Here is a 12,739-nt window from a genome sequence, read left to right as displayed (position 1 = left end):
AGATGAGATAGATTTAAAGTGCTGTACTACTCTTGAAAATGTTAAGAAAATGATAGAAAGGTATATCACATATTATAATAATTATAGATACCAGTGGAACTTGAAAAAGATGGCTCCTGTACAATACAGAAACCATCTCTTAGCTTGTTAGCACTTTTTTTAGAGTGTCCTTGACATAGGTACCAGTTTATTTTTACACGTCTTTTACTTTATAAATAGTTGTTTAGGCTATTTATTCGGTATTCTTAATTATTTATTTAGATTCTTTATCATCGTAAATAAAATCTTTTATACTATCAAGCAACTTCTGCTTGTCTAGCCTTTCAATATTGTTAATTGACTTAATGTGTTTTATCAATTTGTTCCTTAAATTTTCATCATTTTTATCAGTTTTTTCATTAATATAAAATTCCTCTCCACTTTCAACAATTCTAGAACTATAGTCATTAGAATCCAACAATTGTTGAAAACTCTCCTGTGCTTCTTTATCCCCATGAACAAGAAGAATTTCCTTTGGTTTTTCCATAAAGCTTTCTATCCAATTGAATAATCCATTTCTATCAGCATGTCCTGATAACCCTTCTAAGTTATATATATGAGCTTTAATAGCAATGGGTTCTCCAAATATTTTAACTGTTTTTGCACCATCTCGTATAGATCGCCCCAAGGTGCCTTCTGCTTGATATCCTACAAACACAATCGATGATTCTGGTCTCCACAAATTGTGTTTAAGATGATGTTTTATTCTACCTGCATCACACATACCACTTGCAGAAATAACTATTGCCTTGCTCTCAATTTTATTGATTTCAGCTGAATCATTTGCGGAAACTGAGAAGTTCAAACCATCAAATCTAAATGGATAATCACCCTTCATTACAAATTCTTTAGCCTCTTTATCATAATCCTCATTATGGCTTTCAAATACCTTAGTTGCTTGAATAGCTAAAGGACTATCGATATAAACTTTAATATCCTTCAAATCTTCATTTTCTACATATTTATTTAATTCATATAAAATCTCCTGAGTCCTCCCCACTGCAAATGATGGTATAATAACATTCCCCCCTCTTGCAAAGGTCTCCTTAATTATTTTTAATAACTCCTTCAGATTTTCGTGAATCTCAGGATGAACTCTATTACCGTAAGTGGTTTCTATTATGAGATAATCTGCATAATTAATGATGGTTGGATCTTTTATAATTGCTTTATTAATATTACCCAAATCACCACTGTACACAAGCTTTACTTCTTCTTGATTTTCTTCAGTCATATATAATTCAATAATAGCAGAACCCAAAAGATGCCCTGCATCTCTAAATCTTATTTTCAACCCATCAAAAACCTCTATTACCTCATCATATGGAAATGCTCTAAAAAGATCAAGAGATCGTTCAGCCCATTTAACTGTATATAGTGGTTCCAATCTTTTTAATCCCTGACGTTTTCTTTTTCTATTTTTCCAATCGATCTCAGACTCATGAATGTGCCCACTGTCTGGAAGCATAATACTACACAAATCCATTGTTGCTTCAGTTGATAAAATCTCTCCCTTAAACCCCATCTTATAAAGTAGCGGTATTCTTCCACTATGATCAATATGGGCATGTGATAAAATAACATAATCTATTTCTTTAGGATTAAAATCAAATTCCTCATTTCCAAATTCTTTTTCCCCTTTGCCTTGATATAAACCACAATCTAGCAAAACAGTCTTTCCATTTATGTGTAAAATATGACATGAACCTGTAACCGTTTTTGCTGCTCCATAGAATTGAATTTTCATAATAATCCTCCAGTTCATCATGTGAATAGTTACCCAACACTGAATTCCGTCAAAAACTTTCAAAATATTCAGATATTTGATTCTATTATAACAGAAATATGATTACAAATATATATTGTCTTTGATTAACCTAATAAAAATGAACACATCCTCCTAGCACAAAAGATTGTAATTAAATTTTTCATATTGTCACCACCTTTTATAGTAAATATTGAAGTAGTTTCTTACTTGGAGACGGAATTACAACTTTTTCAACAAGGACGCCCTTTTCAGTTGCATTTTTTGCACCCGCCTCAACAGCAACTTTTACAGCGTCAACATCACCTGTTAAAGTGAAAAATGATTTTCCACCAACACCTGTTCCGAGTCTAAGCTCAATTGCTTCAATATCTGCAGCTTTCAAAGCAGCATCTGCACATACAATCATAGACGCTATAGAAAAGGATTCTAATATTCCTAGTGCCTCAATATCTGCTGTAATAGAGGTTGATGTTATGGACGGATAAACTGCAGGATGAACATTTGGAAGTATAAAATCATCAACCACATAGGTAGATCCAATTCTAATCCCTGCTTGAACAGAGCTTTCAACTGCTGATACATCCCCATGCACTAAAACAAAATATTTTCCTGGACAAACAGGAGTTGAAACTAATATTTCTACATCAGCTGCTTTTACCATGGCATCAGCTGCTTCAATTCCCTTTGCAATGCTTATAAATTCAACAAGTCCAATTGCTCTTAGCATAATGATACCCCCTTATATCCTTTCAATTTTGATGTGATTTGAAATTTCAGTAACTATTCCATCAATGCTAGCATGAATTCTTGCACCTAATGCATTTTCAGGTATTTCACCTAATAAATCTCCAAGGTTAACCAGTTGTCCCAACTGAACAACTGGAATACAGGGATTTCCAATATGTTGTTTCAGGGGTATCCTTACTTTTTTAGGTTCATAATTTATCGCTTCAAGCGTAGCTTCTGTATCAAATTCTCTTAGTCCTAATTTTCCAATCAAGCGCTTTACTGGAATTTTTCTATATTCTTTTGAAGACTGCTCATTATAAACAGTTTTGATTGGTATATACTTTATATTCTTTTCGTGAAGTTTTTGTTTATATTTTATATTAATAAGCCGTGGAGATAATTGTGCAGGACACGCATATAATTCACAAATACTACACTCGGAGCACAGTGATGCCATCTCCGCTCCTTCAATACTATTCCCCTTATCATAGTTTGATTTCCGCATCATTAAATGTGGTTGAAGATTATGTCCAAACAAATATCTTGGACAAAGATCTGTACACATTCTACATTGCAAACATGCTGCTTTTGATTGATGAATAGCCATTTCGGGAGTCATATTTTTTCTTATAATTAAAATATGCTCCTTTGGAAGAACTACAAGACCCTTTGTAGTTTTTGTAATTGGCGAATCAATATCTGATACAATCTTCCCCATCATAGGCCCACCATCAATTACCTGAATACTCGAAATATCGTGGATACCTACTAAAGTTAGAACCTCGCGAACTGAAATACCTACTGGTAGTCTTAATGTGACTGGTTTAATTACTTTTCCAGTAATGGTTAAATAAGTATGTGTTACAGGTTTACCCTTTAGTGCATTATATAAATTAAGTACTGTTTCCACATTAGTTACAATACATCCTACTTTAAGAGGAATCCCTGCTTCTGGAACAATTCTTCCTGTTATTTCATTTACTAGCGTTTGTTCATCTCCAGCCGGATAAAAATCTTCTAGCGGAAAGACCACAATACTTAGATGCTCTCTTAGTTTCTCTTGGAGAATATAAGTAGCTTCCTTATGCTTTTTTTTGATACCAATGAAAACCCCTTTTGCATCTACTTGTTTCATGATTTGTTCTAATGCTTCTATAATTTCATCTGCATACAAAATAATTAATTGTTGATCCACTCTTAAAAGAGGTTCACACTCTGCACAATTTAAAATAACATATTCTGCTTTAGCTGAAAATTTAACATGAGCTGGAAAGCCGGCCCCACCTGCTCCAACTATTCCATTAGAACGAATTATTTCTATTAAGTCATTTGACATTTTATAGCCTCCAATGCAACCGTAACAGAAGCTGTATCTCCAAAGATTGCAATTAGTGTGAAGTGTTGTGGACAAACTCCCATGATTTCTTCCACCAAAACGTCTACTGATTTTTCTGCAATGTCGGAAGCTACAAACATTTCCGACAGTTTGCCTTGGACTGATTTAATTATTTGTATGTCCATTATTCTTCACCTTCATATTTTATTTTACAATTCATAGCAATTCCTATCGGTGTTACAAATAAAGGATTCTTTGGTTTATAGGTTTTTATGCCAGTTTCACTTTCTATAACTTTTTCAATATTGTGTAAACAGCTTGTTCCACCTACTAAATAAATAGCTTTTACATTAAAATCGCTAATATGTTTTTTTATAATGGAAGCAACTTTTTCGCAAACAGGTCTTAGGACTGCTGCATTTTCTAATTTCTTCTTTGGATCTTGTTTCATTATTTCTGCATCTTCAAAAGTTATTTTATTAGCACCGGCAAGTACAAGTGAAAATTGAGTCCCACCTGTGGCTTCATCTGCAACATAGACGACTTTTCCCTCTCTGAAAATAGAAAGTCCTGTTGTTCCTCCGCCAATATCAACAACTACTCCATTTAAAACTCCAAGTAATGCATTTGCAGCTGTAGGTTCGTCCACCACATTTGTAACCTCAAACCCTGCACCTTCTGCTACGTTAGCAATGGCGTGCGAATCATTGATTCCAGTTCCAGGAGGTACTGCTACTGCTGCATAATTTAATTTACAACCTATTTTTTCTTCAACCTCTTTTTTTAGTTGTTTCACAATATTTATGGCCCCATTAAAATTAACTACAAGTCCGTCCTTTACAACTTTAGCATATTTATAAGCTCCAGCAATTGGTATTTTATTCTCATCCAATACTGTTAAAACTATATATGCAGTTCCAAGGTCAACTCCAACATGTAATTTTTGTTTATTCAAAGGTAAAATTGGTTCAATAATTGTTTTCTCAAAATCTGCAATCAATTTATCTGTATTTTTAAACATCTCCATAAAACTTTCCTCCTTTCACACGCACTTTACTATTACACCTTCAGTGGCAAAGCTAGGAACTATAATTCCTCCTTAAAGTGATTTGTTTAATGCACTATTGATATAACTTCTTAAATTTCCAATCCCCTCACCATTAATAGACGAAACTTCAAAAATAGGACCCTTAATACCTAATTTATTTAAGAAACTTACTGATTTTTCAATATTTGAATCAGGAAAATCTATTTTTGTAACAATGCCAATCGTAGTGCCGGGAAAGGAACGAGCAAATCCAGGAGGAAAAATTGATTTTTCACTACTAGCGTCCTGAGTAAACAAAATTAGCTTTGCCTCCTGTGCTGTACTCATAATAGCTGTGTACATTCTAGGATTTTCCATATACTCCCCAGGAGTATCAATCATAAAGGAACTATATTTCAGTGTTTGAGTTTTTAAGGGTACACCAGTTTGTCCATTTAAAGCCATAATTAACGACGTTTTTCCGGAATCAATTGCCCCTACAACCATTAATTTCTTCATAATTATGACTTCGTTATTGGACAAGATGTAAACTTAAGTGCATCTCCCAATAGTTTACTGATGGCTTCGAGTGACGCTTCAACACTAGCAACATCTCCTGAAATGATAAGTGCTCCTGTAAACCTATCCAAAAACCCAATACTAACATCTCCTGCCTTTGTTGCAATATCGGCTGCAATAATGGCACTTTCCCCTGGAGTAGAAGTTACTATTCCAATAGCCCCTCGCTTTTCAACTCCAAGCCTTTCATATAATTCATCTACAGGCTGAGCGATAATATGCAAAAGAGTAAGTTGCTTTCCTGGAACATATTCCTGTATAACTCTCTGTCTTTCTTCATTCATACTTTTCCCTCCAAACCATTTCTACTTTAAGTCCGCCCAATTAGCTGGATATGTTACATACATGAATTTTGCATAGTCAGGAGCACTAAATTCAATTGCTGAGTTTTTAGGAATAAAAATAATTTCCCCTTTACTTGCAACAACTTGTCTTCCATCAATATTTATTTCTAAAGTTCCGTCTATAATATAATCTATTTCATCATATTTTAATGTCCAATCAAAACGTGTCTCTCTCATTTCCATAAGACCACATCCGAGTCTTGGACTTTCTTCTAACGTTACAATATCCTTTAAAAGTACTTTATCTTCCTCTTTTCCTGTTTCAAATTTATCCATTTTTACAGTATTTAATTTTACTGACATTACTCCACTAGCATCTACATGCTTTTCTAATTCACATTTTTCATTTGATAAATTTTCTGCAATGATTTTTCTAATCATATCTTCAATTGATTTTACATCTATATTCTCCATTTTAATTCCTCCATTCAAAACTGTCTCAAAAGTTTATAATTCAACTGATTGAGATTTTTTATTTTTTATACTTATATCTCTAGATGCTATATAACAAGCTAGTGCAACTGCTGTAGCTCCAGCAATTAATTTCCCAACTATCATAGGAAATATCATTCCTTTTTCTACTCCAGCTGTAAAACCTAGATGATCTCCAAATACAAAGGCTGCACTGACTGCAAATGCAACATTTATTATCTTTCCTCTGTCATCCATATCCTTCATCATTCCGAACATTGGTATACTATTTGCAAGACTTGCCACCATACCTGCTGCTGAAATTTCATTCATACCTAGCAGTGACCCAAGCTTCATTAGAGGTTTTTTAAATACTTTTGTTATAACATAAACCATTGGAAATGCTCCTGCTAGTACTATTGCAATGGACCCTACTATAGCAATACCATCCGATAGTGGTGCCATACCAGGAATAACAACTATCCCTGTTAAAGTTTCTATTATTATAGCTGCAAGTCCTATTGTTATAACCACAACTACGCCTTTTCCGAAAACGGTAAAGCCTTTTATCATCTTTTGAGGTATTAACCATAATCCTATAGCAATTAGTGCTGCAACTATTATTATTGGCACGAGATTTTTAAGTATCATTATTACATCAAACCCAGCTACAAGTCCCCCTACAAATGCTCCTATAGGAATTGTTATCATCCCTGCGAGTACACCTGTTGCTAAAAACTTATGATCTTCTTTTTTAATTATTCCAAGAGCAACTGGTATAGTGAATACAACAGTTGGTCCCATCATAGATCCTATAATTATACCTGAGAAACTTGCTGCCTCTGCGGTTAATGCAAGCTCTTTTGCAAGAGGATATCCACCCATATCACAGGCAAGCAATGTAGTAGCAAACATAGATGGATCTGCCCCTAAGGCAGTGTAAACTGGTACTATTACAGGCTTTAATACACTAGCAAGTACTGGTGCTAAACATATTACACCCACCATAGCTATAGTTAATGAACCCATTGCCATAAATCCTTCTTCAAATTGTTCTCCTAAACCAAATTTGTTTCCTATACACTTATCAATTGCACCTAAAACCATGAAAACAACCATTATATATATAATAATCTCATTTATCCCCATATTTCTCTCCCCTTTCCAATACCTAATTTTTCAAAGATAAGTATTACCCTTATTCCAGAAATTCTGCATCAACTTCTAAGCTATCTATAATCCCTACTATAACTGCATCTACAGGCACATCTTGTATATGGAGTGATGCCCTTGCGGAGCTACCTTTAGTCACTAATACGCTATCCCCTATGCCAGCGCCTACTATGTCTGCGGCAACAAAAATTGTGCTTTTGTCTCCACTTCCATATTTTGATGGTTCTATTATTAAGAATTTTAATCCATTTAATTTTTCATCTTTCCTTGTAGCCCATACGTTGCCTATAACTTTTCCAATAACCATTAACTTTCTCCCTTATTTGTGATCTATACTCTACTAAGCTTTAACTGTTTTATTCTCACATAATCTTGAGCCAGCGGAGTTATTATAGCCTTTCGAATTATGGTTACTTCCTTTAATCCATTCATATACAATTTTTTAAGGTCTGATTCTGTAATCAGTCTTTTATTGCTTATTTCCGTTACTTGATGATTTTGTATATCATTTGTTGATTTCTTTTCTGATATTACTTGAACTACTTTCTCATTGTAAGTAGTACCATCCTCCATTCTTTTAAGTAACTCAGCCCCACTTACCAACACAACCCCATAAGACATAATTTTGCATTCATATTGATTATAAAGATTATATAGTTCTTTATTAGCATTGGTTGAATATTTCCTGTACTCGATTCCCTCTTTTAACACATAAACATTCTTGCAGTTAAAAAGAGACTCTATTATAAATTCTTGCACATTATCATTACATAAACCAAGTGCCATTGACGATAACCCTTTATTACATAAATTTGTAACTATTATATACTCATAATTTTTCATATTTATATCTAATTTATCATAAATACAAACTTCATATTTACCTTCTAAAAGATTTTTAATCATTGTTATTTCTTCTTCACATGAACTTATTACTAGAACTTTTTCTTTATCAATTGTAGTATCGTTTATACCGCTTTGAATTTTCATCATAACTTCTCTCGTAACCATATCCACTAGTTTTTCTATATCCACTTAAATCACTTCCTTTATATAAGAATTAATAATTTTAGCAGTAATGCCTTTATTAAATCCACAGGCATTTGCTTCATCATAATCTATATGCATAAAGGATGCATAATTTTTATTTACTCTAATTACAACATCATCAAAAACCAAAGACCTATCTCCTGATACCTCAGCCTTAACTATATCTTTATCCCGAACCTTAAATAGCTTTGCATCTTGTGGTGATAAATGTATATGACGTTTTGCAATTATTAAACCCTCTTCTACTGTCAGAGAAGTTTTTTCCGTAGCGATGGTTATGCCTGCACTACCATCTAATTTTCCTGATTCGCGAATAGGTGCTGTTATTCCTAAAATATTAGCATCGCTCTTAGATATTTCCACCTGTATTTTACTTCTTTCTGGTCCGAGTATAACTACATTCTTAATTGTTCCCTTAGGACCAATTAAACTAACTCTTTCGCAACACCCAAATTGACCTGGTTGTGATAACTCCTTTACCTTCGTTAATTCATAGTCCACTCCAAATAATATATTAATTCCTTCTCTTGTAAGGTGAAGGTGCCTTCCTGAAGCTTCCACTGTAATCTGAAATCTTTTATTTACTCTTTTCATGACTTCTTCTACAATATAATCAAAATTTTTATCTGCCACAAGTGCACCTCCACTATTTATATTTTCCCGATAAAAACTTAAGCATCATTACATATAAACAGCTACTTAACCTATTTAAATATCTAATAATATCGCTTCTTGTTACCTCTCCATCAATATCTTTAAATGCCTTAAAGCTACATATTTCAACTTCCCGTATATTAGTTCTTATAGAATTGAGTGCAATGACTAGTTCCCCCATTTTATAATTCGGAATGAAATGATCCATATTATAGTGTTTTTTAGGATTATGTGATACTTCTCTAATGTCGTTCTCGTTCATCCCTATAAGACAAAACTCAGGTAGCTTCTCTTCTAGTACTTCTGCCCTTAATATATTTCGTACGAAAAATAAAATCTCTTCTAGCTCCTTAGCTACCGCTTCATTTTGAAGCTTTATTGATATTACTTGAACTTCCAAAATCTTAGACTGTAGACTATCAAGCCTCCCTCTAAACTCTATTCTTCTATGATCTTTAGGTACTAATTTATTTCCATATAACTGTGTCATATGCTCTGGTTTTCCTTCTTCTTCTTTTTCTTCTTCCCTGATGATTAATGGTTTTTCTTGTTTTTCAGCTCCCAAAATATCAACAATTACTAGTTTGATGTTTTTATCTTGTAGATACTGCTTCGCAGATGGTGTAATAATAACTCCCTTTTCTACTTCATATTCTTTGATATCAGTATTTCTAAGTTGTTTTCTTAGTTCGCTTTCAGTTAGTAAACTCATATAATTCACATCCCTTTAAGAAGGTTATATATAAACATACTATCTCTACAACTTTTTAATTTGTAGGGATAGTATCTTTTGTAATATTACTCTTCTATTTCTGATTTTACTTTTGGAAGTATTGCATCCACTTCAGCGTGTGGTCTTGGAATTACATGAACAGAAACCAATTCTCCTACTCTCTCTGCTGCAGCAGCCCCTGCATCCGTAGCCGCTTTAACAGCTCCAACGTCCCCTCTAACCATTACAGTTACAAGGCCTGCACCTATTTGTTCTTTTCCTACTAATGTAACATTTGCAGCTTTAACCATAGCATCTGCTGCTTCAATTGCACCTACGAGACCTCTTGTTTCAACCATTCCTAATGCATTTGCACTTGCCATTTTATATTCCTCCTAAAATTTTATTTTGAATATATATTAGTTATCATTACAATTGATCTCTCAATTTCTCAATAACTTTTTCAACTATTCTATTTATAGTTTCTTCATTACCGGCGTTACCTCTATCTACTAAATCCTCTATTTCACAAGTTCCATAAGCTAGCCTTCTTATATTTAATAGGTTCATAGGACCAACGTTATCAGAAGTTGCACTTCCACCCACTGCTCCACATCCTAAGGTTAACGCCGGTACTAGGCTTGTAGTCGCACCTATTCCACCTTGTGCACCTGGGGTGTTAACTAATAGTCTTGAGACAGGCTTTTTAAGTGCAAACTCTCTAATTATTGCTTCATCATTTGAATGTATTATAAGAGTGTGTCCTGCTCCTTCATTGTTTAATATTTCTATACATTTCGCACAAGCATTTTCCCAGTTTTCTTCACAGTAAAAGCCTAGTATCGGTGCTAATTTTTCTCTTGAATATGGATATTTTTGGCCTACCTTAGTTTCCTCCGCTATGAGTACTCTTACTTCATTTGGAACCTTAATATTAGCCATTTTAGCTATAGCTTCTACGCTTTTACCCACTATTTGAGGATTCATTGAACCATTGCTTCTAAGTATAAATCCTGATAGTATATCAGCTTCTTCTTTATTTAAGAAATAAGCTCCCTGTGCTTTTAACTGCGAAACTACTTTTTCCTTAATACATGCTTCTACTACTATTGATTGCTCTGAAGCACAGATAGTTCCGTTATCAAAAGTCTTACTATCTAATATTCTCTTTACTGCTAAAGGAATATCTGCAGATCTTTCTATAAAAGCTGGTCCATTTCCTGGTCCAACTCCTATAGCTGGGTTACCTGAACTATAAGCTGCCTTAACCATAGGAGTCCCACCCGTCGCGAGTATTAATGAAACGTCACTATGCTTCATTAACTCATCTGTACCTTGCATAGTAGGTATAGACATGCATCCAATAACACCGTCTGGTGCTCCTGCAACCACGGCTGCTTCCGATATAATCTTTACAGTTTCTAATATGCATTTTTTAGCACCTGGATGAGGTGAGAAGACTATGGAATTCCCTGCTTTTATAGCTATCATTGCCTTATATATAGCTGTAGAGGTAGGATTAGTAGATGGTATAAGTCCTGCAATTACTCCAACTGGGACTGCTACTCCAACTAATTTCTTATCTTTATCTTCACTTATTATTCCAACAGTTTTCAAATCTTTTATATACTCATAAACTCCTTTGCTTGCAAATGTATTTTTTATAATCTTGTCTTGCCATTTTCCAAAGCCTGTTTCTTCTTCTGCCATTTTTCCCAGTTTTTCAGCATTAGTATATGCTGAGTCACAAATAGCTTTTACTATTCTATCAATTTCATCTTGGCTCATTTCACTTATTTTCTTTTGCGCAAGTTTTGCTTTAGTTATAAGTTCTCTAACTTCTTGAATAGATCTTAAATCCATATCCACTATTTATCCCTCCTTTGATAGAATAAAATAATCTCTTCTACAAGCGTATTTTTATTAGCATACTTAATTTGTTTCTTAGTCATATTATCTAATCTAAGACTTCTTGCTAATGATCTGAGTTCATATGCTTTTTTACTTTCTAACTGTTCTTTTAGGCTTATACTATTATCTGCATTATTCGAATTCACTTCTATCTCTTCTGTTTTTTCTTCTTGATCAACTATATCCCACACTGATAAGTCAGGTCTAGCAATTACATGTGATGCTACTAAAACATTCAACTTAATAATAGCTACTTCAGCGGCCTCAACAGCTGCTTTAACTGAAGAAACATCACCCTCTATCTTTACTGTAACTAACCCTCCCCTAACTATTTCACAACCTATGAGGTTTACATCAGCTGCCTTAAGTGCCGCATCTGCAGCTTCTATAGCACCAAGGTAACCATATACCTCAATTAAACCTAAAGCTCCTCTATTCATATGAGTTCGCTAAATTAATAATTTGTAGGATTCTCAGCTACAAATTGGACTGCTGCTGCGAAAGCGTCACAAGCTGCTTTACAGGCCGATTGGCTTCCTGTAAGTAACGCTCCACCAAAGTTAGTTTCTGATGGTGGTCCATAGAAAGTTACAAGTTTAACATCTGCCGCTTTTAAAGCCGCATCTAATGCGTACATAGCTTCAAGTGGAGGTGCTATTAAATAAGCGATTGGCTCTCCCTCTTTAATATTAGCACTTTTTGATAGGTAACTTCCTGTTCGTGATATACAATGAGCAAAATATGGCACTGAATCATCCTCATTAGCACTTGTAAAGCTTGCCCCACTTTCTATGAAGTCTATTGCAGAATTAAGTCCGCTTCTAACCTCTGCGGGACTAGGACCAGCCATTATTCCTATAACTTCACCTGCTAGTTTTGAATTTGCATTTGCAGAACCTGCATACATTGATTTTGCATAAACAATCTCTACATCTGCAGCTTTAGTAGCTTCATCTAAAGCTGTATAAGTAACATCATCTATATCTGCTGTTAGAATTCCTAAACT

At 34.2% G+C, this 12,739-nt stretch carries 18 protein-coding genes; 1 reads left to right on the top strand and 17 read right to left on the bottom strand.

The genetic code is table 11. The annotated features are described in order from the left end of the window. The coding region (locus tag ACJAX4_RS16635) for an IS3 family transposase (protein WP_435790571.1) at nt 1-151 on the top strand (151 nt) is incomplete at its 5' end. 102 nt (nt 152-253) lie between these two features. Here ACJAX4_RS16635 and ACJAX4_RS16630 read toward each other — a convergent pair. The 17 genes from ACJAX4_RS16630 to eutL all read right to left on the bottom strand — a co-directional run. Next, entirely contained in the window at nt 254-1,786 is a 1,533-nt protein-coding gene (locus tag ACJAX4_RS16630; RefSeq protein ID WP_435790569.1) for an MBL fold metallo-hydrolase RNA specificity domain-containing protein, read from the bottom strand. Between the two features lie 199 nt (nt 1,787-1,985). Next, nucleotides 1,986-2,534 (bottom strand): BMC domain-containing protein, encoded by a 549-nt coding sequence (locus ACJAX4_RS16625; RefSeq protein WP_435790568.1) that lies wholly within the window; start codon nt 2,532-2,534, stop codon nt 1,986-1,988. Between the two features lie 12 nt (nt 2,535-2,546). Beyond that, nucleotides 2,547-3,872 (bottom strand): 4Fe-4S dicluster domain-containing protein, encoded by a 1,326-nt coding sequence (locus ACJAX4_RS16620; protein ID WP_435790567.1) that lies wholly within the window; start codon nt 3,870-3,872, stop codon nt 2,547-2,549. Further along, nucleotides 3,857-4,057 (bottom strand): hypothetical protein, encoded by a 201-nt coding sequence (locus tag ACJAX4_RS16615; protein WP_435790566.1) that lies wholly within the window; start codon nt 4,055-4,057, stop codon nt 3,857-3,859. Before ACJAX4_RS16615 ends, ACJAX4_RS16620 begins: the two co-directional genes overlap by 16 nt. After that, nucleotides 4,057-4,899, bottom strand: a complete 843-nt coding sequence (gene eutJ, locus ACJAX4_RS16610; protein ID WP_435790565.1) for an ethanolamine utilization protein EutJ — start codon at nt 4,897-4,899, stop codon at nt 4,057-4,059. The genes ACJAX4_RS16615 and eutJ overlap by 1 nt, the downstream gene beginning before the upstream one ends. Before the next feature lie 72 nt (nt 4,900-4,971). Further along, nucleotides 4,972-5,418 carry a EutP/PduV family microcompartment system protein gene (locus ACJAX4_RS16605; protein ID WP_435790564.1) on the bottom strand — a complete coding sequence of 149 codons (447 nt, stop codon included), beginning with the start codon at nt 5,416-5,418 and terminating at the stop codon, nt 4,972-4,974. 2 nt (nt 5,419-5,420) lie between these two features. Beyond that, nucleotides 5,421-5,762, bottom strand: a complete 342-nt coding sequence (eutS, locus tag ACJAX4_RS16600) for an ethanolamine utilization microcompartment protein EutS (protein ID WP_435790563.1) — start codon at nt 5,760-5,762, stop codon at nt 5,421-5,423. A 21-nt stretch (nt 5,763-5,783) separates the two neighbouring features. Continuing rightward, a complete protein-coding gene (locus tag ACJAX4_RS16595) occupies nt 5,784-6,236 on the bottom strand; it encodes a cupin domain-containing protein (RefSeq protein ID WP_435790562.1) in 453 nt (150 codons plus the stop codon). 33 nt (nt 6,237-6,269) lie between these two features. After that, complete coding sequence (gene eutH, locus ACJAX4_RS16590) at nt 6,270-7,382, bottom strand: ethanolamine utilization protein EutH (protein WP_435790561.1); 1,113 nt, start codon at nt 7,380-7,382, stop codon at nt 6,270-6,272. 49 nt (nt 7,383-7,431) lie between these two features. Continuing rightward, complete coding sequence (locus ACJAX4_RS16585) at nt 7,432-7,713, bottom strand: EutN/CcmL family microcompartment protein (RefSeq protein ID WP_435790560.1); 282 nt, start codon at nt 7,711-7,713, stop codon at nt 7,432-7,434. A gap of 23 nt (nt 7,714-7,736) precedes the next feature. Next, nucleotides 7,737-8,441 carry a hypothetical protein gene (locus tag ACJAX4_RS16580; RefSeq protein ID WP_435790559.1) on the bottom strand — a complete coding sequence of 235 codons (705 nt, stop codon included), beginning with the start codon at nt 8,439-8,441 and terminating at the stop codon, nt 7,737-7,739. Beyond that, the gene (gene pduL / locus ACJAX4_RS16575) at nt 8,442-9,089 is read right to left on the bottom strand and encodes a phosphate propanoyltransferase (RefSeq protein WP_435790558.1); all 648 of its coding nucleotides are present in this window, start codon (nt 9,087-9,089) and stop codon (nt 8,442-8,444) included. A gap of 13 nt (nt 9,090-9,102) precedes the next feature. Continuing rightward, nucleotides 9,103-9,822 carry a cobalamin adenosyltransferase gene (locus ACJAX4_RS16570; RefSeq protein WP_435790557.1) on the bottom strand — a complete coding sequence of 240 codons (720 nt, stop codon included), beginning with the start codon at nt 9,820-9,822 and terminating at the stop codon, nt 9,103-9,105. Nucleotides 9,823-9,908: 86 nt separating this feature from the next. Next, the gene (gene eutM, locus ACJAX4_RS16565; RefSeq protein ID WP_435790556.1) at nt 9,909-10,205 is read right to left on the bottom strand and encodes an ethanolamine utilization microcompartment protein EutM; all 297 of its coding nucleotides are present in this window, start codon (nt 10,203-10,205) and stop codon (nt 9,909-9,911) included. 46 nt (nt 10,206-10,251) lie between these two features. After that, nucleotides 10,252-11,685 (bottom strand): acetaldehyde dehydrogenase (acetylating), encoded by a 1,434-nt coding sequence (locus tag ACJAX4_RS16560; RefSeq protein ID WP_435790570.1) that lies wholly within the window; start codon nt 11,683-11,685, stop codon nt 10,252-10,254. 5 nt (nt 11,686-11,690) lie between these two features. Next, nucleotides 11,691-12,173 (bottom strand): BMC domain-containing protein, encoded by a 483-nt coding sequence (locus ACJAX4_RS16555; RefSeq protein WP_435790555.1) that lies wholly within the window; start codon nt 12,171-12,173, stop codon nt 11,691-11,693. Between the two features lie 14 nt (nt 12,174-12,187). Then, nucleotides 12,188-12,739, bottom strand: a 552-nt coding sequence (eutL, locus tag ACJAX4_RS16550) for an ethanolamine utilization microcompartment protein EutL (RefSeq protein WP_435790554.1), incomplete at its 5' end; no start/stop codon positions are given.

The organism is Clostridium sp. (assembly GCF_051278035.1).
In the GTDB taxonomy this organism is placed as follows: domain Bacteria; phylum Bacillota; class Clostridia; order Clostridiales; family Clostridiaceae; genus Clostridium_AD.
This window is presented reverse-complemented; position numbering and strand designations above follow the sequence as displayed.

Coding starts and splice junctions, on each gene's coding strand:
- ACJAX4_RS16630 (WP_435790569.1), bottom strand. CDS start 1,786: ATGAAAATTCAATTCTATGGAGCAGCAAAAACGGTTACAGGTTCATGT.
- ACJAX4_RS16625 (WP_435790568.1), bottom strand. CDS start 2,534: ATGCTAAGAGCAATTGGACTTGTTGAATTTATAAGCATTGCAAAGGGA.
- ACJAX4_RS16620 (WP_435790567.1), bottom strand. CDS start 3,872: ATGTCAAATGACTTAATAGAAATAATTCGTTCTAATGGAATAGTTGGA.
- ACJAX4_RS16615 (WP_435790566.1), bottom strand. CDS start 4,057: ATGGACATACAAATAATTAAATCAGTCCAAGGCAAACTGTCGGAAATG.
- eutJ (WP_435790565.1), bottom strand. CDS start 4,899: ATGGAGATGTTTAAAAATACAGATAAATTGATTGCAGATTTTGAGAAA.
- ACJAX4_RS16605 (WP_435790564.1), bottom strand. CDS start 5,418: ATGAAGAAATTAATGGTTGTAGGGGCAATTGATTCCGGAAAAACGTCG.
- eutS (WP_435790563.1), bottom strand. CDS start 5,762: ATGAATGAAGAAAGACAGAGAGTTATACAGGAATATGTTCCAGGAAAG.
- ACJAX4_RS16595 (WP_435790562.1), bottom strand. CDS start 6,236: ATGGAGAATATAGATGTAAAATCAATTGAAGATATGATTAGAAAAATC.
- eutH (WP_435790561.1), bottom strand. CDS start 7,382: ATGGGGATAAATGAGATTATTATATATATAATGGTTGTTTTCATGGTT.
- ACJAX4_RS16585 (WP_435790560.1), bottom strand. CDS start 7,713: ATGGTTATTGGAAAAGTTATAGGCAACGTATGGGCTACAAGGAAAGAT.
- ACJAX4_RS16570 (WP_435790557.1), bottom strand. CDS start 9,822: ATGAGTTTACTAACTGAAAGCGAACTAAGAAAACAACTTAGAAATACT.
- eutM (WP_435790556.1), bottom strand. CDS start 10,205: ATGGCAAGTGCAAATGCATTAGGAATGGTTGAAACAAGAGGTCTCGTA.
- ACJAX4_RS16560 (WP_435790570.1), bottom strand. CDS start 11,685: ATGGATTTAAGATCTATTCAAGAAGTTAGAGAACTTATAACTAAAGCA.
- ACJAX4_RS16555 (WP_435790555.1), bottom strand. CDS start 12,173: ATGAATAGAGGAGCTTTAGGTTTAATTGAGGTATATGGTTACCTTGGT.